Here is an 18,932-nt window from a genome sequence, read left to right as displayed (position 1 = left end):
GAATGCGTGTTCTTGCCGCACTTTCCGGAGGCGTGGATTCGGCTGTCGCTGCAGCGAAAGCGGTCGAGGCCGGCCATGATGTTGTCGGCGTCCACATGGCTTTGTCGAGTCAACCGCAGGAATGCCGTATCGGCTCGCGAGGGTGTTGCTCCGTTGAAGACGCAGGCGATGCTGCGCGAGCAGCCGAAATCATGGGGATCCCGTTCTACGTGTGGGACCTCGCCCAAGAATTCGAAGAAACCGTCATCGAAGACTTCGTTGAACAGTACAAGCTGGGGCATACGCCGAACCCGTGTGTGCGTTGCAACGAGTTCGTGAAATTCCGTGAACTTGCAACGCGCGCGAAGGCACTGGGTTTCGATGCTGTCTGCACCGGCCACTACGCTGCAATCGTTGATGGTCCATCCGGCCCGGAATTGCACCGTGGCGCAGATTCTCTGAAAGACCAGTCGTATGTTCTGGCAATCATGGGGCGTGATGAACTGTCACGCGTTCTACTGCCCCTTGGTGATGCCCCCACCAAGGCGTGGGTGCGTTCCGAAGCGCAGCGTCTTGGCCTGGGTGTGTCCAACAAGCCGGATTCCTACGACATTTGCTTCATTCCCGACGGAGATACGCAGGGCTTCTTGCGCACTCGATTGGGTAGCGATGAAGGTGAGATCGTGAGCCCCGACGGCGAGGTCCTCGGCACCCACCAGGGCTACTGGAACTTCACGGTTGGTCAGCGACGAGGTCTGCATATTGATCGTCCCGCCGAAGATGGCAAGCCTCGCTATGTTCTGGAAACTCGTCCGGAATCGAACCAGGTCGTCGTTGGAGCATCGACTCTGCTCAGCGTGGATCGAATTGAATGCGAGGACGTCGTCTGGTTAGCTCCCGATGATCTGGGGGCCTCAACGGATGACCTGTTCGTTCAGGTTCGCGCCCACGGTACGCCCGTCCCCGTTTCCCTAGTCGAGCACGACTCCGAAGACGAGGCGCGTGAAGGAGCAGAACGCCGGTTGGTCGTGTCCCTTTCCGAATCGATCCGTGGCGTTGCTGCCGGCCAGTCGCTGGTCATGTACCGTGACACCCGTGTCTTGGGGGAAGCAACGATCATGCGGGCAAGCCGAGCCTCGTCGTTCGTAGCCTGATGTTTTCTTACGAGGTCCACGGATAAGCTCAGTTCGCCGAGGTTGTCACTGACCTTGTACACTAAACGAGCACTGTTTGTGGGCATAGGTTCCATGCGGAACCTCGTCGCCCTCGAAAACAGGTTCGCGCGCGAGTGGCGGAATTGGCAGACGCGCTGGATTTAGGTTCCAGTGTCTTTGACGTGTGGGTTCGAGTCCCATCTCGCGCACAACGGAAGGACACCAGTTGAATGCTGGTGTCCTTCTTTCGTCGAATAGGCCGAATACAGTTTTGCCTCCAAGAGGAAAGTCTCGGAGGCAAAACCGTGAATCGTAGGGATCAGGCGATGAGTGGCAGGCGAGTACGCACGAACACGGTCAGCCCAATGAGCACTGCGAGCACAATCCCCAGGCCGATGAGGCCTGAACCAGTGAGGGAGAACGTGATGTAGCCAAGCAACGCAGCTCCCGCACCGGCAAGCGCATAGGGAAGCTGAGTGTTGACATGCGTGATGTGGTTACAGCCAGCGCCGGTCGACGACAGAATCGTCGTATCGGAGATCGGGGAGCAGTGGTCGCCCCAGACGGCTCCAGCAAGAACAGCGCCGAACGCGGGAATCAGCAGGTCGGAACCGTTGGGAACAGCTGCCATGACTTCGCCGGCAATCGGGAGCAGGATTCCGAAGGAACCCCACGATGTGCCCGTCGCGAACGCCATAGCGCCTGCGATGACAAACATCAGTGGCACCAGCCACTGGGCAGGCAGGCTTGAGGATTCAACCAGCGCGCCAAGGTAGGCGCCGGTACCGAGCTCAGAAATGAGCGAGCCCAGCATCCATGCGAACAGCAGGATCTCGATAGCCGGAAGCATTGAACGAGCGCCCTCGACGACACCCTTGCCGGCAGTCTTCAGCTCGAAAGCAGGATCCTTGTGCGTGTAGTGGAAGTAGTAGTACGCCGCGGATATCAGGCCAAGAACACCACCGACATTCAATGACACGGCGACGTCGGTGTTTGCCAAGATATCCAGGGCATTCCACGACTCAGAAGTAGAGTGGCCGGTCCACGCAATGCCAGCAAGAACACCCAGGATCAGGATGACGAAGGGGACGATCAGTGCGCGCATGGCGCCAGGTTCGTGACGTGGTAGGTTGTCGGTCAACTGGCCGGGAATCTGCTCTCCCGGATCGTAGACGTGACCGTGCTCGACCGCGCGACGTTCTTCACGTCGCATCGGGCCGAAGTCGACTTCGAAGATGACGGTCAGCCACAACAGGACGACTGCGCCGATGGCGTAATAGTTCATGCCCGCGCTACGCAGGAATGCGCCCGCGTCGGTCACCTGAATTGAGGTTGCTGCAACGATCGGTGCCATGATGCCGATGATCGAGGCGCCCCACGAAGAAAACGGTGCAAGAACAGCGACCGGTGCCGACGATGAGTCGATGAGGTAGGCGAGCTTCGCGCGAGACACCTTGTGGCGGTCGCTAACGGGGCGCGCCACCTGGCCTACGGCAAGCGCGTTGAAATAGTCGTCAATGAAAATCGCGGTACCGAGTGCAGCGGCGAGAATGTGGGCGCCTCGCCGACCTTTGATCTTCGTCATCGTCCATTCTGCAAACGCTGCGGTGCCACCAGCCATCAGGACAAGCGAGGTGATGATGCCCAACGTGATAAGGAACAAGAGAATCAGCACATAATAGGCGTTGATTGCGCCTTCGGTCCAGAAAATCTGAGAGAAAGCACCCCAGATTTTGACGACTGTTGCGACGATCCCGCCGTTTTCGATAAGGAATGCAGCGGAGATAGCGCCGGCTGCGAGCGACATGATGACCTTCTTGGTCGTGATGACAAGAGCAATCGCAAGAATCGGTGGGATGAGTGTGAGAACGGGGTATGCCTCGGTCACGGGGGTCTCCTCAATACAGTTGGGATGAATTCAGGCTAGGCAAGGCGCACGAGGCCGCGCCCTCGGTGTTCTTACTCTGGACATTTTAATTGCGCGGGTAGTGCAGGATTCGGCGAGCACAGCGCTATCGGCGTCGATATGCTTTCAACATGACTCAACTTGAAATTGGAGCGAAGGCTCCAGAATTTACCGCTGAATCTACGCAGGGACTGATCTCACTGACCGAGTTGCTTGCGGGCAGTGAAAAGGGCGTTATCGTCTACTTTTATCCGAAGGCCTCGACCCCTGGGTGCACGACGCAGGCCTGCGATTTCCGTGACAACCTGAACACAATGAAGGCAGCTGGGTACACGGTTGTGGGCGTAAGCGCTGACACAATGCCCGCCTTGGAGAAGTTCACTCAGAAGCAGGGACTTAACTTCCCGCTGATCTCCGATCCTGAGCATGCAATCCTTGAACCGTGGGGCGCGTGGGGTGAAAAGAAGAACTACGGCCGTATCTTCACGGGCATCATTCGTTCGACCGTTGTTGTTGGCAAGGATGGAACGGTTGCGCTTGCTCAGTACAACGTGAAGGCAACGGGTCATGTGGCGCGCCTGCGTCGCGACCTCGGTCTGGACGACTGATACGTGCGTGTGGCTAGCCTTGTCGTCTGAGGCGATGAATCGGTTTTTAGTGCTGGAATTGTCGCCCTATACGTCTTTCCTTGATCGCCGTGTCTCATCATCGCTTCTCGACGCAGGGACAGAAACACTCATACAGGGCAGGCAACGACAAAACGGAGCAACCGATTGGTTGCTCCGTTTTCGTTTGTGCGTCATGGGGGACTTGAACCCTCAACCCGCTGATTAAGAGTCAGCTGCTCTGCCAATTGAGCTAATGACGCGGGACTCTGCCACAGAGTATTCTGTTTTAGAGTTGTGCGTCATGGGGGACTTGAACCCTCAACCCGCTGATTAAGAGTCAGCTGCTCTGCCAATTGAGCTAATGACGCGGGGTCGTGCGACCGATATGAAACTTTACCGCTTCGGGCAGATCAATGCAAAAATAGCAGGTGAGAAGACCACCACACCACACTCGGGGAGTTCGATATGACCGGAAAAACGCCGAAATCAGTTGATTCGACCTCCTCGACCTTAGAGCCGGTGGATTCAATATGGGCGTCGTCGTCGCGAATGGCGCAGGACTATCTGAAGACTTTGTGGGGTGGCGAAGAATCCGGAAAGCACGGCATGAGCGTGAATGACCTGGCTAGCGCGATGGGAGTCGTTGCGTCGACCGCGTCAGAGAATGTATCGCGTCTGGTGGCGAATGGTTTGGTCACGCATGAGCCCTATCGGAAAGTCCACTTCACGGATGCGGGGCGCGCGCTTGCTATCTCAATGGTGCGTCGTCACCGTCTGCTGGAAACCTACCTGCATGATCGCCTGAACTTCGAGTGGGACGAGGTCCACGAGGAAGCTGAGATTCTGGAACATGCGATCTCAGATCGTCTTCTTGCGCATATCGATGAAGCGCTGGGCAAGCCTGAGCGTGATCCGCACGGTGACCTGATCCCGCGCGAGGATGGGTCGGTGGTTGAACGCGTGATTTACCCGTTGATTGCGACATCGAAGAAAACTGCTGGCGCTGAGGTGGGGAAGTGGTATCGCGTCACCCGCCTGTCCGACGAAGACTCTGCATTCTTGCGTATTCTCGATAGTGAGGGCATCGGCCTAGACGCGTTGGTCCGTATCGTCGATATTGACCAGGCCGGTCAGGTTTCGCTTGAAATACGCCAAGCGACCGCTCCCACCGTGGGTGCTGGTCGAAGCGTCCGCTTGGCTGGCGATGTTGCGTCGATCGTGATGGTGTCGCCGCTCGAGGACTAAACACGATCGAGCGTTGTTTGAGCTGGGAGATCAACCCAGCGAAGTCATGCTTTCAGGAACGTGAGAGCCGTGCCCCTGCGACAAGAGGGCGTCGCGGAGTTTTGTCATTGCCTGGTCCAGTTCCTCATCCGTTGCCTTCACTGCGTGCGACAGAAGGACATCAGCTTCTGTGCGTAGCGGGATCACGTGAAGGTGCGTGTGAGGGACCTCGAAACCTGCGATGACCAAGCCGGCGCGGGGGACTCCAAATGCTTTTTCCTGGGCGATTCCGATGATTCGCGCGACTTTCATAAGGTGCGTGGCGACGTTACTGGGCGCATCCGTCCATTTCTCATACGGGGTACGTGGTACGACTAGAACATGGCCGGGAGAGGTGGGCTCGATGGTCGCGAATGCAACGCATTCGTCGTCGGTCCACACGAAGCGACCTGCCCAGACACCGGAAATGATGTTTTCAAAGACTGTAGCCATGAGGCCATTCTCACCCCAGAAGGGCCCTCGTGGCTAGAGATGAGGAGGCGAGTTTTCGCGCGAATGGTCTACCCTTGATACGGCGAAGAATGTCGAAATATCAAGGGGAGGGCCCTGATGAGCCAGGCTTCCAACATGGAACCCGCACAGCGCTATACCGCTGAACTTGCCGGTCAGATTGAAACCGCATGGCAGGATCGGTGGGACGAACGAGGAACCTTTAACGCAGACAACCCGGTGGGTGAGTTCGCAGGGCCTCTAGCGGAAAAGAAGCCCTTCTTCCTTCTTGACATGTTCCCCTACCCGTCAGGCAAGGGTCTGCATGTTGGTCACCCGCTGGGCTACATCGCCACCGACACGGTCGCTCGTTTCCGCCGTATGCAGGGCGAAAACGTCCTCTACACAATGGGCTACGACGCCTTCGGCCTGCCGGCAGAACAGTACGCCGTGCAGACCGGTCAGCACCCGCGCATTACGACCGAGGAAAACATCGCGAATATGCGTCGCCAGCTTCGTCGTCTTGGCTTGTCCCACGATCGTCGCCGTTCGCTGGCCACGACCGACACCGAGTACGTGCACTGGACCCAGTGGATCTTCCTGCAGATCTTCAACTCCTGGTTCGACCCGGAAGCAACCGCTCCCGATGGCTCCATCGGTGCCGCGCGTCCGATCGCTGAGCTCGAAGAGAAGCTTGCCAACGGCCAGGTTGCAGTTCCGGACGGCCGCAATTGGGCAGACCTTGACGCCGTCGAAAAGGCGAAGGTCGTCAACGACTTCCGTTTGGTGTATGTGTCCGAGGCTCCCGTGAACTGGTGCCCGGGCCTGGGTACCGTTCTCGCGAACGAAGAGGTCACCTCCGAAGGTCGCTCCGAGCGAGGAAACTACCCGGTTTTCAAGCGCAATCTGCGCCAGTGGATGATGCGCATTACCGCTTACGGCAAGCGCCTGGCAGACGACCTTGACACGATCGACTGGCCCGACAAGGTCCGTACGATGCAGCGCAACTGGATCGGTCGCTCCGAAGGTGCGACGGTCCGCTTTGACGTTCCCGCTGCAAGCGAAGTCGGCGCAAGCGTCGACAACCTCGAGGTCTACACGACTCGCCCCGATACTCTGTTCGGTGCCACCTTCATGGTTGTTGCGCCCGAACACCCGATTCTTGGTGGCACGGTTGCCGGCAACGACGATGACGAAGCTGCGCTCACGGTTCCGGCCTTGTGGCCTGAAGGCACGAAGGACGCATGGACGGATGGCGCAGCTTCCCCGCGCGAGGCGGTTGCCCGCTACCGCGCCCAGGCTGCAGGCAAGTCGGAAACCGAACGTGCCGACGAAGAACGCACGAAGACAGGCGTCTTCACCGGCCTGTACGGCATTGACCCCGTCAACGGCCACAAGGTGCCCGTGTTCGTCGCCGACTACGTCCTCTGGGGCTACGGCACCGGCGCGATCATGGCTGTTCCCGCGCATGACGATCGTGACTGGGAATTCGCGAACAAGTACGAGCTCGACATTGTTCGCACTATCGGCGCAGCTGATGATCCGTACGGCCACGATTTGACCGAGTCGGCGTACACCGGCGATGGCGTTGCTGTTGATTCGGCGAATGACGAGATCAGTCTGAACGGCCTGGCAAAGGATGAAGCCAAGGCTGCGATGATCGAATGGCTGGAATCCAAGGGCCTCGGCCGTGGAACCGTCACCTACCGCCTGCGTGACTGGCTGTTCTCTCGCCAGCGCTACTGGGGTGAGCCTTTCCCGATCGTCTGGGATGAGGACGGCCTGCCACATGCTCTGCCCGAAGATCAGCTTCCCGTTGAGCTTCCCGAGGTATCCGATTACTCGCCGCGCACTTTCGGCCCTGACGACGCGAACACCGCGCCGGAAGCGCCACTTGGCCGAAGCGAAGAATGGGTGAACGTCACCATGGATCTCGGCGATGGCCCGAAGAACTACCGTCGCGAAACCAACACGATGCCACAGTGGGCAGGTTCATGCTGGTACGAAATGCGCTACACCGATCCGAAGAACTCCAAGGCGCTGGCTTCGGCTGAGAACCTCGACTACTGGATGGGCCCGCGCGAAGGCAAAAAATCCGGTGGCACCGACCTGTACGTCGGTGGCGTTGAGCACGCGGTTCTTCACCTGCTGTACTCGCGCTTCTGGCAGAAAGTTCTCTTCGACCTGGGTCACGTGCCGGACGCAGAGCCGTACCACACGCTGTTCAACCAGGGGTACGTTCAGGCCTACGCCTTCAAGGACGAGCGTGGACAGTATGTGCCCGCCGACGAAATCGAAGGCGACGAGGCAACAGGTTTCACCTATCAGGGCCAGCCGGTGACCCGCGAATACGGCAAGATGGGCAAGTCGCTGAAGAACATCGTCACCCCGGACGAAATGTATGACGCCTATGGTGCCGACGTGTTCCGCGTGTACGAAATGTCCATGGGGCCGCTGGATGTCTCGCGTCCGTGGGAAACCCGTGCAGTCGTCGGCTCGCAGCGCTTCTTGCAGCGACTCTGGCGTAACACGCTGGACGAGGAAACCGGTGAAGTGACCGTTACCGACGAAGAAGCAGATCTTGAGACGAAGCGTCTGGTTGCTCGTACGATTGCCGATGTCACCGCCGAATACGAGAACATGCGCGTGAACACTGCGGTCTCGAAGCTGATTGTCCTCAACAACCACCTGACCGGCCTGAAGTCGGTTCCGCGTGAAGCCATCGAACCCCTGGTTCTGATGATTTCCCCTGTTGCTCCGCACATCGCAGAAGAACTCTGGATGCGTCTGGGACACGGTGAGTCACTGGCTCGCGAGCCCTTCCCGGTTGTCACTGACGAATCGCTACTGGTCGAAGAGAGTGTCACCGCGATTGTTCAGGTGAACGGTAAGGTTCGTGCGCGCCTCGAGGTCTCGCCGTCGATCAGTGAAGAGGATCTGCGTTCCGAGGCTCTGGCTCAGGCACCGATCGTCAAGGCTCTTGAAGGCCGTGAACCTCTGAAGGTGATCGTGCGCAAGCCGAGCCTGGTCAACGTGGTGCTCCCGCGCTGATCACGATTGTGATGGCAACCCTGCGGCGCGAAGCGGTGAGCTTCGCGCCGCAGGTGTTTTTTTATCAAGCAGTGGCATCTTCTGTGAGGCTTACCAAGAACCGATAGCCTGCGACGGTAGCGTGCGAAAAAGTCTGGAGCTTTACCTCTTCGTAATACCATGAAGCGGGTTGCTACCAGCCGCAACCGCCTAGTTATCGTTTGATCCCAGATGAAAGGTCATTCATGCCTGAAGGTGATGCCATCCGTCGTCTTGCTTCGACGCTCAATGAGCTCTTTGTCGGGGGAACTGTGTCTGCTTCATCCCCGCAGGGGCGTTTCAGCGCTTCAGCTAAGCAACTCGACGGCAAGCTGATTCAGTGCGTGCGTGTCCACGGCAAGCACATGTTTATCGGTTTTGTTTCGCCCGAAGTGCCCGATGCGTGGCCCCAGGATTGGATGCATATTCACCTGGGCCTGTACGGATGGTGGCGCTTCAATGGTGATGAGACTGTCGTTGATGAAGGCTACGGTGTCGCGCATCGCGTTGCTCCCGTTCCGAAGGGGGAGTGGGACGGGCACTCAGAAACCCGCTGGGGCGAAGGCTACGGTCAGGCTGAAGCTGGAAGTTGGGAGCCTCCGGCCCCTGTTGGTCAGGTGCGTTTCCGCATGTTCAACGACCACGCGGTTGCCGATTTGGTCGGTCCGAACCGTTGCGAGCTGATCGACGACGAAGAACGTCAGGTTGCCGAGGCCAAGCTCGGTCCTGACCCGCTGGAAGATGGAGCGCGCGACGATAAGGAATCGGCGAAGCGATTCGCGTCGGTTGCTCACTCCAAGAAGCGCAATATCGGCGAGATCGTTATGGACCAGTCCATCATCGCCGGCGTCGGCAACATCTACCGTGCGGATGCCCTGTTCCTCGCCGGAATTTCGCCCTATCGCAAGGGGGCGAACATTTCCGAAAAGCGACTGAAGGACCTCTGGGTTCTGATCTGCGACCTCATGAATCGGGGGCTCGCTGCGGGGCGCCTCGAAACGATGGATCCCGACGAAGCACCCAACCCACCGATCGAAGGTGACGAGGAAGCGTCACGCTGGTATGTCTACCACCGAACCGGGCGTCCCTGCCTGCGCTGTGGCACGCCGATCCGCGAAGCGCTCATGCAGAACCGTCGTCTGTTCTGGTGCCCCAGCTGTCAGCGATAAGGCGCTGGTTAAGCGGGCTGAACCTGGTCAATCGGAGAAAATGACCAAGGTGAAATAACCGCCCAGCCTGCCATGAAACTGGCGGGCAGAAACGGTCGCGGAAGCCACAGTAGGCGAACCTATTATTTGACGTCGGTGAAGCCGAGCGCGTCGTAGAGGCTGGCGGCCCCCATGTGGCGCGAATCGATCGTCAAGGACAGGCCGTCGAATCCCCAATCCTGGCAACGACGTGCGACCTCTGCGATGAGGGCGGTTGCGATGCCTTTACGACGGTATTCCGGGGCGACGACAAGATCGACGACGAACGGGCCGTCGGGAGCGTCATCCCACGGGGATTCTCTGACGACTTCGATGGCGCCGATCAGTGCGCCACCATCCCATGCGCCAACGAAAGAATCTTCGGTCGTCGCACCGAATGCCCCTTCGAAGGTCATGCGGAGTTCTTCCGAAATCTCGAGCATGGCCTCGGGTGTGTTTTCTTCGCCGTACGCGTCCAGGGTCAGGGCTGCGAGCATCGGAATGTCGTAACGGGTGAGCGTTGCGATCTCGATACCCTCGGGGCGTTCGACATCGGCCAACGCATCAACTGGTGCTTGAAGTGTGCGCTGTTCCATAAACCAAGTGTACGTGGTGTGGGTCACACTATGTGGGACTTTGGGGGGCGGCGTGCCCCTTGTGTGCTTGAGCTGGGCAAATAAGGGTACGAGGCCGGCTAAACACACAAGGCGGGGGACCTGCGTAGCGCCGGTGCCCTGAACCAGAATGAGACGCCGGGAGGGCGCCCTCTGGGATCAGATGTAGAGTTCCGGCTCTTCTAAGAAGTAAGCGGGATCGATGATCAGATCGTCATCCTTCGTGTCGTTGCAGGACTTCGGGATAAGGCGTGCGGGCACGCCAATCGCAACGTTCCCGCACGGAACGTCCTTGACCACGACCGCGTTCGCGCCGATCTTAGCGCCGTCGTGGACCTCGATGGGACCCAGAACTTTCGCGCCGGCGCCGATCATCACGTGATTGCCGACGGTAGGGTGGCGCTTACCGGGCGTCATGGCGACGCCACCCAGGGTGACGCCGTGGAAGATGACGACATCTTCGCCGACCTCGGCGGTTTCGCCAATAACAACGCCCGTCGCGTGGTCGATGAAGACGCGACGACCAATCTGGGCGCCGGGGTGAATGTCAACACCTGTCATGACGCGCGTTGCCGACTGCAACATGCGAGCGGGCAATTTGACGCCTCGAATCCACAAGGAATGCGAAACGCGGTGTGCCCACAGTGCGTGAACGCCCGGATATGTGAGTGCAACTTCAACGCTTGACTGGGCGGCTGGGTCGCGATGACGAGCTGTCTGTAAATCTTCCCTGAGAAGCTTGAACGCGCGGCGCGGGTTGATCGCCATGGGTGTTCCTTTGGGGGGTAACGGTGAACAGAAGTGATCCTATCGAGGTTGGACGATTGAGCGCGCGTGTTCAGCGCTCAATCGCAATGTGGGCTAAGGAAAATGCGGGGCGAGGGATGATCCGCGCCCCGCATTCTCTTCAGCTTCTCGCTTTGTCGACGTCCTGTCGGCTTGAAGCACATCAGTCCTTGTATTCCTCGAACAGAGCGGTCGAGAGGTAACGCTCGCCGGTGTCAGGAAGTAGGGTCACGATTTTCTTGCCAGCAAATTCAGGGCGAGCTGCAACAGCGGTTGCACCGGCTAGGGCTGCGCCGGAGGAAATGCCAACCAGCAGGCCTTCTTCAGCGGCTGCCAGGCGAGCAAACTTCAGTGCTTCGGCGCTCTCAACAGAGATGACCTCGTCGATGATCTCAGTGTCGTAGTTGTCCGGAATGAAGTTCGGCATCAGACCCTGGATTGCGTGCGGGCCAGCAGAGCCACCGGTGAGAAGCGGAGATTCTGCGGGCTGAATTGCGATGACCTTGATGTTCGGGTTCTTGGCCTTCAGGGTCTTTGCGACACCGGAGATGGTGCCTCCGGTGCCGACGCCTGCGACGAAAACGTCAATTTCGCCGTCGGTGTCTTCCCAGATTTCTTCGCCCGTTGTGGCAACGTGGATTGCCGGGTTTGCGGGGTTGGTGAACTGCGAGGCGATGATTGAGCCGGGGCGCTCGTCGCGGATGCGCTCTGCTTCGGCGACGGCTGCGGAAACGCCGCCCTTTGGGTCGGTCAGAACGAGTTCTGCGCCGAATGCGCGGACGATGATGCGGCGCTCAATGGACATGGAGGCCGGCATGACGATGACGACCTTGTAGCCACGGGCTGCGCCGACCATTGACAGTGCTATGCCGGTGTTGCCGGAGGTTGCTTCGATGATGGTGCCACCGGGCTTTAAGGCGCCAGATTCTTCTGCTGCGTCGATGATTGATGCTGCGATGCGGTCCTTGACGGAGGAGGCAGGGTTGAATGCTTCAACTTTGGCGACGACGTCCACGCCTTTACCGGCGAGCTTATTAATACGAACCAGGGGAGTGTTGCCAATGAGTTCTGCAACGTTGGAAGCAATGTTCGACATGAGAGTCTCCTAAAAGCTTGACTACTGATCATTCAGTGCACGGTAAGTACAACGTGCGAAGTCAGAAAAAAATTTCGTGGTATGCAACGCATGTGTTCATGCGCCAGGGCGAATGACGACGCTGAGCGCCAGAAAAGTCATTCGCCCAATTAACACGAAAGAAGGTGACGCGGTGTGACCGGACGGTGAGTTCCGCACGGGGTGAGTGTCATGTCAGCGCATGTCATAATTGAATCTTAAAACAATGGGGGTTATTCGTCTACTTCGACTCTCGTGGTGCCCATCATCTGAAACTTTGAAACACCCGAGGTCAGAGCAAGGATCTGCGCCTCAAAAAACGCGCGAGAATCAGGAAGTGTGCCGATTCGGATCGCGGCCTCGCTCTCCCAATCGATGCCAAGAATCTGCGCACCCGCATTCCTTAACTCAGCTTCAATCCTGCCAGCCTGGGCAAGTGAAACCCGAGTTTCCAGCACGTCTAGCGAAACTAGTTTCGCCTTCGGTGCCAGGGCGAGCGCTTTGGATACAGACGATGAATACGCGCGCACGAGGCCGCCCCCACCCAAGAGGATTCCTCCGAAATACCTGGTGACAACGGCGGTCACATTCCACACTCCAGCCAGACGGAGCGCATCAATCATCGGCGTACCGGCAGTGCCCGAGGGCTCCCCGTCATCACTCGAATGCTGATGAGGATCGCGTCCATCAACCTGAATAAGGAATGCGGAGCAATTGTGGCGAGCCTGCGGATTGTCGGCCTTGACCTCATTAATCAGGGCGCGTGCCTCGTCGGAGGAATCGGTGCGAGCGAGAGTCGTAATGAAACGGGAGCGCTTAATCTCGATCTCGTTTTCAATCCGAGTACCCGACCGCACGGTATGAATGACTCCCATTTTCACCCCTCTTCCTCATGTACCTCTACACCATCGATGTCGCCCTCTAACCTAGCTGATGACATGAGAGGTGCGGAACATGTAATGAGGATCGCATCTCAGGCAGAGTATCGAACTAGGGGCAAAACGGGCGTTCATGGTACGATTTTCGGGTTGCCGTCGGTGGGAATGGGCCGGTCGGGTCCTTCTCGCGACGTTCTGGCGTCGGACGGCGGCTCGTTTTTGAGCCACCAACCGACCATACGACTACCGAGAAGAGAGGGGAGGCACGATTCAATGGCAGTTCCGAAGCGAAAGATGTCCCGTGCGAACACCCGCACGCGCCGCTCCGCGTGGAAGGCAGATCTCACCGAGCTCAACACCGTCAAGGTTGCTGGCCGTGAGGTTCGTATCCCGCGTCGTTTGGCAAAGGCATACAAGAACGGTCTGCTGGACGTCGAGGCCTGACCCTCGATCCTGCAGTTGAGGCCCGGTGCTTATGCGCCGGGCCTTTTCCGTACCCGATTTCTCGAGCCTGACTGAGTGTGATTGTCGTTTGTGTCGTCTGAGGCGACGTTTTGGGTTCTGGGAGGAGGGAAGTGTCGCCTCGTATGACGTGGGTGGGCATGTACGAGGTGCTGTGTGGCGGGTTTTGTCGCCTCGCATGACATGCCCGACCGTCGGGAGTGAGATGCCGCAAAGAATGTGGGATACGCCTTTTTAGTGGTGGAAAAGGCACAAGGGTTTTTAGAGTAAGCACGTGCACAATAATGCGTTAGTTTCAGCTCTTTCGGGGCAGAGCCTTCACCCGATGAGCTCGGAGAACCTCAGCCAAGATTTCGTGTCCCTTTTTGTTATTGCTTTGGCAGCTCTCTTGGCTCCGCTCTTGTCTTCTGCGACTCGTAAGCGCGTTCCGGATGTAGTCTGGCTGTTGATTCTTGGTGTCATCATTGGACCCTCAGTTCTGGGGATCGCTCAGGTCTCGGATTCCGTACACCTGCTACGTGAGATCGGTATGGGAATTCTGTTCTTGATCGCAGGTACTGAAATCAATATTTCGCAAGTGCGTGCCAAGCCTGGTCGCGTTGCTGCGATTACGTGGCTGATCTGTTTCCTCGCCGCATTTGCACTGGCTGTTGTCACATTGCGTAACGGTGATTACAGCTCCGCGATCGCACTTGCCATTGCGTTTACGTCCACAGCTCTGGGCACGTTGCTTCCGATTCTGATGGAAGCGGGAATGATGGGTAAGCCTGCTGGTGAAGCGGTGCTGATCCACGGTGCGATTGGTGAACTCGCTCCTGTTATCGCCATGTCGCTTCTGCTTGGCACGCGTTCGCCAGGTTGGGCTGCTGTCATCCTTGTATTCTTCGTCGTTGCAACGTTGATCTCCGTTGCGATTCCGACGCGTTTCATTCTGCGCCACCCCGAAATTGGTCGCGTGATCTTGCGCGGTGCACAGACTTCGTCGAAGACGCTGATGCGCGTGGTCATGGCAATCCTGACCGGTCTGATGGCGCTTTCCGCTGTCTTGAACCTCGACATTGTCCTCGGCGCGTTCGCCGCCGGCGTCGTCGTCCACGCGCTGTCTCCGGTGAACTTCAGTGCGATTGAAGGGGAACTGCGGACGATTGGCTTCTCGTTCCTGATCCCGGTTTTCTTCGTGACCTCGGGTATGAATATTTCGCTGAGCGCCGTCATTGAGCGCCCTTGGTTGCTGGTGGCATTCGTGACTGTCATCCTGGTGGTTCGAGGCCTGCCCATTGTGCTGATTGAACGCTTCGTTGGCACGGTCGAGAAAACTACATGGCGCGATGCCACGAGGATTGGTCTCTACGGTGCGACGGGTCTGCCGATCATCGTTGCCGTGACGGGTGTGGCTGTGAATGCTGGCGTGATGGCCGAAGATATCGGATCAATCCTGGTGGCTTCCGGCGCCGCGTCGGTCCTCTTCTTCCCCTTGCTTGCCTCCCTTGAAAATAAGGTTTTTCCTTCCCGCGCCCTAGTAGAAGCGGAATAGAATGACAGGTGAGCGCGGCCTCGTCGATTGGATGAAACCCAGCGGAGAAGTGGTCGCCAAGTGGACTTGATCGAAGGAGAAACGATGAAGATTCTGATTGCTCGCTTTACTGCCAAGGAAGGCTTCGAAGACGAGGTTGCGGAAATGATCGCCGGCCTGGCGCGCAACGTGCACACGGAGCCGGGGAATGTGACGTTTGAGCCTCATCGTGAGGTTGACAATCCACGCAAGTTCGTTGTCTTTGAGAAGTACGCCGATGACGCGGCGTTCGAGGCACACATCAATATGCCTTACGGCAAGGTCTTCAACGATCGCTTGAACCAGATCATCGAGGAGCCGGAGTCACAGCTAACGTTCCTTGACGCAGTGGAGTGAACGCGCACTGGAGTGTGAGGAAAGTGCCGGGGTGGGTGGCCGCTCCGGCGCTCTTCTTTGGTGACTTTTGGGGTTGGGTGCATCGTGCGCGTTCGGTGATGGATGATGAACGAGGCCGGGCACACATGCGTTGTGTCTGCGTCGAAGAATGCACGGTGGTGACATCTTTGGGCGTTGACGCCCGGTGCCGGTAAACTTGGTTCGCGTCGAAGCCCGCTCGAGGTGGGCGCTCCCGGCAATGCCTCTGTAGCTCAATGGATAGAGCAAGGGCCTTCTAATCCCGAGGTTGCAGGTTCGAGTCCTGTCAGGGGCGCAACCGGCCTGATCGTAGTTTTTCTGCGATCAGGCCGGTTTTGTTTATCATGGCGCACCGTCAAGAGCGAATCAGCGCGTGTTACAAAGTCTCACAATGTGGTCACTTTCTGGAAAAGTGCGACACTCATACGGCACACTACAACCATGACGACCTTCGCTTACGAAATGTGCTGCCTTCAGGGCACCACTGTGCGTGAGCGAATGTGTATGTGATTGACGCCCTCGAACCTCTGTCAATCACTGCCGCTGTGACTTAAAAGCCCCTTTGTGAACAAAGCTGGGTAGCGGCACCAAAGAAACCTGGATACACCATGACTCTGGTCAACACCCCCGCAAACTCTGCCGTCGTCGATGAAACCCCCGAAACGTCTTTCGACGATTTCCTTGAGATCCTCGCGCACCTTCGCCTTGCTCCCGCTCGCATTGAGTTCAACGCTGACCGCGGGGAACTGACCATCCGAGGCGCCCGCATTGCCCTCTGTGCAAAGGAACGCGAGCTACTCACTCACCTTGCCTTGAACGCTGATCGCGCAGTTTCACGCGAAGAACTTTTTTCGACCGTCTGGAACGGCGCTGGCCTTGGCTCCGACTCGCGTACAGTTGACGCACACATTCGTCGCCTGCGTAAGAAGCTCGCTAAGGCCCCCGGACTGATCTCGACTGTTCGAGGCCAGGGCTACCGCTTCAACACGGGTGAAGGCGTGCGCGTCCAAGCAACGCTCACGCACACTCTGGCCGCATAACATGCCACGAGGCCGGGCAAACACGTGGCCAGCCTCGTGAATAAGAGAAAGCCACATGCTTACCGAAAGCGCTCGCAAGTGGAACTAGCGTGACGCCTCAGATGATCAGGCGGAAAATCTCCGAATCCGCATGCAGCTCTTCGACGTGCAGGGGCGAATCTGCCATGCGTCGGCGCAACCCGTCGATGTCATCCTTCGCCGCAATGTCGATGCCAACAACGGCGGGCCCAGATTCTCGATTGTTCTTCTTTGTGTACTCGAAGTGAACGATGTCGTCGTGCGGGCCAAGGACATCCTGCAGGAAGAGGCGCAGAGCCCCCGGTTGCTGGGGGAACGTGACCAGGAAGTAGTGGCGCAAGCCCTCGTGACGAAGCGAACGCTCCATAACCTCGGCGTAACGTGTCAGGTCGTTATTGCCACCGGACACGATCGCGATGATTGCACCATCAGAGTCACCCAGGTAGCGTTCGCGCTCTTCAGGGGTTGACAGGTAGGAACGGATCGCGGTCGATGCCAGGGCGCCAGCCGGCTCAGCAATGACGCCATCGGACTGGTAGAGGTCGAGCATTTCCGTGCACACTGCGCCCTCGGGAACAACGAATACATCGTCGACGTACAGGCGGGTAGCGTCGTAGGCGAGAGCTCCCGCACGACCAACAGCGGTGCCGTCAACGAACGGGTCAACCGATGCCAACGTAATTGGCTCGCCAGCATGCAGGGCAGCGTGCATCGAGGCCGCCCCTTCGGGCTCGACGCCGATGATCTTGATTTCGGGGCGCTTAGCGCGGATCCACGTCGCGATGCCAGCAAGCAATCCACCGCCACCGACGGGAACGAGGACTGCCGCCGTGTTTTCAGGCATCTGTTCAAGCAACTCAACGCCGATCGTGCCCTGGCCCGCGATCGTCATCGGATCATCGTAGGGGTGAACGTAGGTGCGCCCAGTCGCGCGCGCAGCTTCCTGCGCCAGTGCGTTTGCCTTGTCGAAGGTGCCATCAACGATGACCTGCTCCACCCAATCACCACCGATCGCAGCAATACGATTGCGCTTCTGACGAGGAGTATTCGACGGCAGATAAATCGTGCCGTGAACCTTCAGGTGAGCGCACGAATAGGCGATGCCCTGCGCATGGTTACCTGCCGAGGCGCAGACGACGCCACGTTCGCGTTCAGCTGCAGATAATAGCGACATACGTGCGTAGGCGCCTCGAACCTTGAAGGAACGGCACTTCTGCGTATCTTCACGCTTGAGCAGCACCGGGGCACCAATCGCGTCCGTCAACCGTTCAGAACGCGCCAACGCAGTGCGGTGAACAACGCCACGCAACACCTTTGATGCGGATTCAATATCCGCAGGAGTCGCATTTGTGTGGAACGTGGAAGCGGTTGTGTCGCGCATCAGGTCCTTCAATCGATCGGGAACCAGGAATCGGTCGCAAGCCGGCGCGGGTGCGTACGGCGAACGGATACAGTCTAAAACCGCTTGCCTACCTGCGTTCGATGGCGATCACGTGGCGGTCAGAGAAAATACATCAGTGGGGATATATTCTGCTCCCCCGTGAGGACGGCGAAATTGGAATGATCTTCAGGGGAGCCTCGTCAATGTGTGCGAAAGGGGAGAGGGAGCCCCCGCGCGGGCGCGACGAAGGTGGCACGTCCCACGCAAGAGGGCTCAAAACCCCGCGGTAAAATAAGCGAGTGACGAAGAAACTGAAGGATCCATTGGTATGGATCGACTGCGAAATGACCGGCCTCAACGTGAAAGCCGACGCGCTGGTCGAGGTCGCCGTCGTTATCACTGACGGCGACCTGAACATAGTTGACCCAGGCATCGACGTTCTGATCAAGCCCCCAGCAGCTGCACTGGAGCACATGAACGACTTCGTGCGCAACATGCACACGACCTCCGGGTTGCTTAAAGAACTTGAAAACGGGCTGACGCTCCAAGAAGCAACAGACCAGGTTCTGTCGTACGTCAAGCAGTTCGTTCCTACCCCCGGAAAAGCTCTTCTTGCCGGTAACTCGGTCGGCACGGACAAGATGTTCCTCGAGGAATATATGCCCAGTGTTATCGACCACCTTCACTACCGCATCATCGACGTTTCTTCCCTGAAGGAACTGGCGAAGCGCTGGTACCCGAACGCGTTCTACGGCGCACCGACCAAGCACGGTGGTCACCGTGCGCTCGCGGACATTCTGGAATCTATCCAGGAACTTGAGTATTTCCGTCGCGTTTTGTTCCCGTCTCACCGTGTTTCTTCCGAGGCTGCGGCTCAAGCGCTGAAGGAAACTCTGGCTCTTGAGATTCCACGTATTGGTGCCTGATCTGCGTTAACTCGGTTTCGCGCCAGCATTGCGGTCGCGTTATTGCAAAGCAGGGACGGTTGCGGATAGGAGTTATCCACAATTTCGCTCATGTGCCACTTATCCACAATTGGCGAGGGATGTATGAGCGCCCTCGCCAATTGAGTTTCAAGCTCATCGTGTCAGCTCAA

General features: G+C 58.1%; 17 protein-coding genes and 4 tRNA genes. 12 read left to right on the top strand and 9 right to left on the bottom strand.

The window, feature by feature from the left end; all coding sequences use genetic code 11:
* Nucleotides 1-2 precede the first annotated feature (2 nt).
* Entirely contained in the window at nt 3-1,133 is a 1,131-nt protein-coding gene (mnmA, locus tag G5S47_RS04900; RefSeq protein ID WP_103631911.1) for a tRNA 2-thiouridine(34) synthase MnmA, read from the top strand.
* Nucleotides 1,134-1,261: 128 nt separating this feature from the next.
* Nucleotides 1,262-1,342, top strand: a tRNA-Leu gene (locus tag G5S47_RS04895).
* Between the two features lie 110 nt (nt 1,343-1,452).
* Here the strand turns inward: G5S47_RS04895 and G5S47_RS04890 are convergent.
* Entirely contained in the window at nt 1,453-3,021 is a 1,569-nt protein-coding gene (locus G5S47_RS04890; protein ID WP_219585203.1) for a Na+/H+ antiporter NhaC family protein, read from the bottom strand.
* 149 nt (nt 3,022-3,170) lie between these two features.
* Between G5S47_RS04890 and G5S47_RS04885 the strand changes: the two genes are divergently transcribed.
* Nucleotides 3,171-3,647: a peroxiredoxin gene (locus tag G5S47_RS04885; protein WP_006681240.1), complete on the top strand. Its 477-nt coding sequence runs from the start codon at nt 3,171-3,173 to the stop codon at nt 3,645-3,647.
* A gap of 187 nt (nt 3,648-3,834) precedes the next feature.
* Here the strand turns inward: G5S47_RS04885 and G5S47_RS04880 are convergent.
* Together G5S47_RS04880 and G5S47_RS04875 are read right to left on the bottom strand one after the other, a co-directional pair.
* Nucleotides 3,835-3,907 (bottom strand) — tRNA-Lys (locus G5S47_RS04880).
* A gap of 35 nt (nt 3,908-3,942) precedes the next feature.
* Nucleotides 3,943-4,015, bottom strand: a tRNA-Lys gene (locus tag G5S47_RS04875).
* A gap of 97 nt (nt 4,016-4,112) precedes the next feature.
* On the opposite strand from G5S47_RS04875, the gene G5S47_RS04870 reads away from it, so the two are divergent.
* Entirely contained in the window at nt 4,113-4,892 is a 780-nt protein-coding gene (locus G5S47_RS04870; protein WP_006681238.1) for a metal-dependent transcriptional regulator, read from the top strand.
* Nucleotides 4,893-4,922: 30 nt separating this feature from the next.
* On the opposite strand, the gene G5S47_RS04865 is transcribed toward G5S47_RS04870, so the two are convergent.
* A complete protein-coding gene (locus G5S47_RS04865; protein ID WP_103631909.1) occupies nt 4,923-5,363 on the bottom strand; it encodes an HIT family protein in 441 nt (146 codons plus the stop codon).
* 117 nt (nt 5,364-5,480) lie between these two features.
* Between G5S47_RS04865 and G5S47_RS04860 the strand changes: the two genes are divergently transcribed.
* Nucleotides 5,481-8,411 (top strand): leucine--tRNA ligase, encoded by a 2,931-nt coding sequence (locus G5S47_RS04860; RefSeq protein WP_219585202.1) that lies wholly within the window; start codon nt 5,481-5,483, stop codon nt 8,409-8,411.
* A 224-nt stretch (nt 8,412-8,635) separates the two neighbouring features.
* Nucleotides 8,636-9,598 (top strand): Fpg/Nei family DNA glycosylase, encoded by a 963-nt coding sequence (locus G5S47_RS04855; protein ID WP_006681235.1) that lies wholly within the window; start codon nt 8,636-8,638, stop codon nt 9,596-9,598.
* A gap of 122 nt (nt 9,599-9,720) precedes the next feature.
* On the opposite strand, the gene G5S47_RS04850 is transcribed toward G5S47_RS04855, so the two are convergent.
* The 4 genes from G5S47_RS04850 to G5S47_RS04835 all read right to left on the bottom strand — a co-directional run bounded on the left by G5S47_RS04850 (nt 9,721) and on the right by G5S47_RS04835 (nt 13,005).
* On the bottom strand, nt 9,721-10,212 hold the full coding sequence (locus G5S47_RS04850) for a GNAT family N-acetyltransferase (protein WP_006681234.1): 492 nt from the start codon (nt 10,210-10,212) through the stop codon (nt 9,721-9,723).
* Between the two features lie 177 nt (nt 10,213-10,389).
* Complete coding sequence (gene cysE / locus G5S47_RS04845; protein WP_006681233.1) at nt 10,390-10,998, bottom strand: serine O-acetyltransferase; 609 nt, start codon at nt 10,996-10,998, stop codon at nt 10,390-10,392.
* Nucleotides 10,999-11,179: 181 nt separating this feature from the next.
* Entirely contained in the window at nt 11,180-12,112 is a 933-nt protein-coding gene (cysK, locus tag G5S47_RS04840) for a cysteine synthase A (RefSeq protein WP_006681232.1), read from the bottom strand.
* 251 nt (nt 12,113-12,363) lie between these two features.
* Complete coding sequence (locus G5S47_RS04835) at nt 12,364-13,005, bottom strand: IMPACT family protein (protein ID WP_219585201.1); 642 nt, start codon at nt 13,003-13,005, stop codon at nt 12,364-12,366.
* Nucleotides 13,006-13,281: 276 nt separating this feature from the next.
* Between G5S47_RS04835 and rpmF the strand changes: the two genes are divergently transcribed.
* From rpmF to G5S47_RS04810, 5 genes are all read left to right on the top strand, one after another.
* On the top strand, nt 13,282-13,452 hold the full coding sequence (gene rpmF, locus G5S47_RS04830) for a 50S ribosomal protein L32 (RefSeq protein ID WP_006681230.1): 171 nt from the start codon (nt 13,282-13,284) through the stop codon (nt 13,450-13,452).
* A gap of 343 nt (nt 13,453-13,795) precedes the next feature.
* Nucleotides 13,796-15,004 carry a cation:proton antiporter gene (locus G5S47_RS04825; RefSeq protein WP_006681229.1) on the top strand — a complete coding sequence of 403 codons (1,209 nt, stop codon included), beginning with the start codon at nt 13,796-13,798 and terminating at the stop codon, nt 15,002-15,004.
* A gap of 84 nt (nt 15,005-15,088) precedes the next feature.
* A complete protein-coding gene (locus G5S47_RS04820; protein ID WP_006681228.1) occupies nt 15,089-15,379 on the top strand; it encodes a putative quinol monooxygenase in 291 nt (96 codons plus the stop codon).
* A 240-nt stretch (nt 15,380-15,619) separates the two neighbouring features.
* A tRNA-Arg gene (locus tag G5S47_RS04815) sits at nt 15,620-15,692 on the top strand.
* A gap of 313 nt (nt 15,693-16,005) precedes the next feature.
* Nucleotides 16,006-16,437, top strand: a complete 432-nt coding sequence (locus G5S47_RS04810; RefSeq protein WP_103631905.1) for a winged helix-turn-helix domain-containing protein — start codon at nt 16,006-16,008, stop codon at nt 16,435-16,437.
* Nucleotides 16,438-16,534: 97 nt separating this feature from the next.
* Here G5S47_RS04810 and ilvA read toward each other — a convergent pair whose 3' ends face one another.
* Nucleotides 16,535-17,836 carry a threonine ammonia-lyase IlvA gene (gene ilvA / locus G5S47_RS04805; RefSeq protein ID WP_006681226.1) on the bottom strand — a complete coding sequence of 434 codons (1,302 nt, stop codon included), beginning with the start codon at nt 17,834-17,836 and terminating at the stop codon, nt 16,535-16,537.
* 299 nt (nt 17,837-18,135) lie between these two features.
* Here ilvA and orn point away from each other — a divergent pair, with 299 nt between their 5' ends.
* Entirely contained in the window at nt 18,136-18,762 is a 627-nt protein-coding gene (orn, locus tag G5S47_RS04800) for an oligoribonuclease (RefSeq protein WP_257878405.1), read from the top strand.
* Nucleotides 18,763-18,932: the final 170 nt, after the last annotated feature.

Source organism: Schaalia turicensis (assembly GCF_019380255.1).
In the GTDB taxonomy this organism is placed as follows: Bacteria; Actinomycetota; Actinomycetes; order Actinomycetales; family Actinomycetaceae; genus Pauljensenia; species Pauljensenia turicensis_A.
The sequence above is the reverse complement of the archived record's forward strand: the minus strand, read 5'-3'. Positions and strand labels throughout refer to the sequence as shown.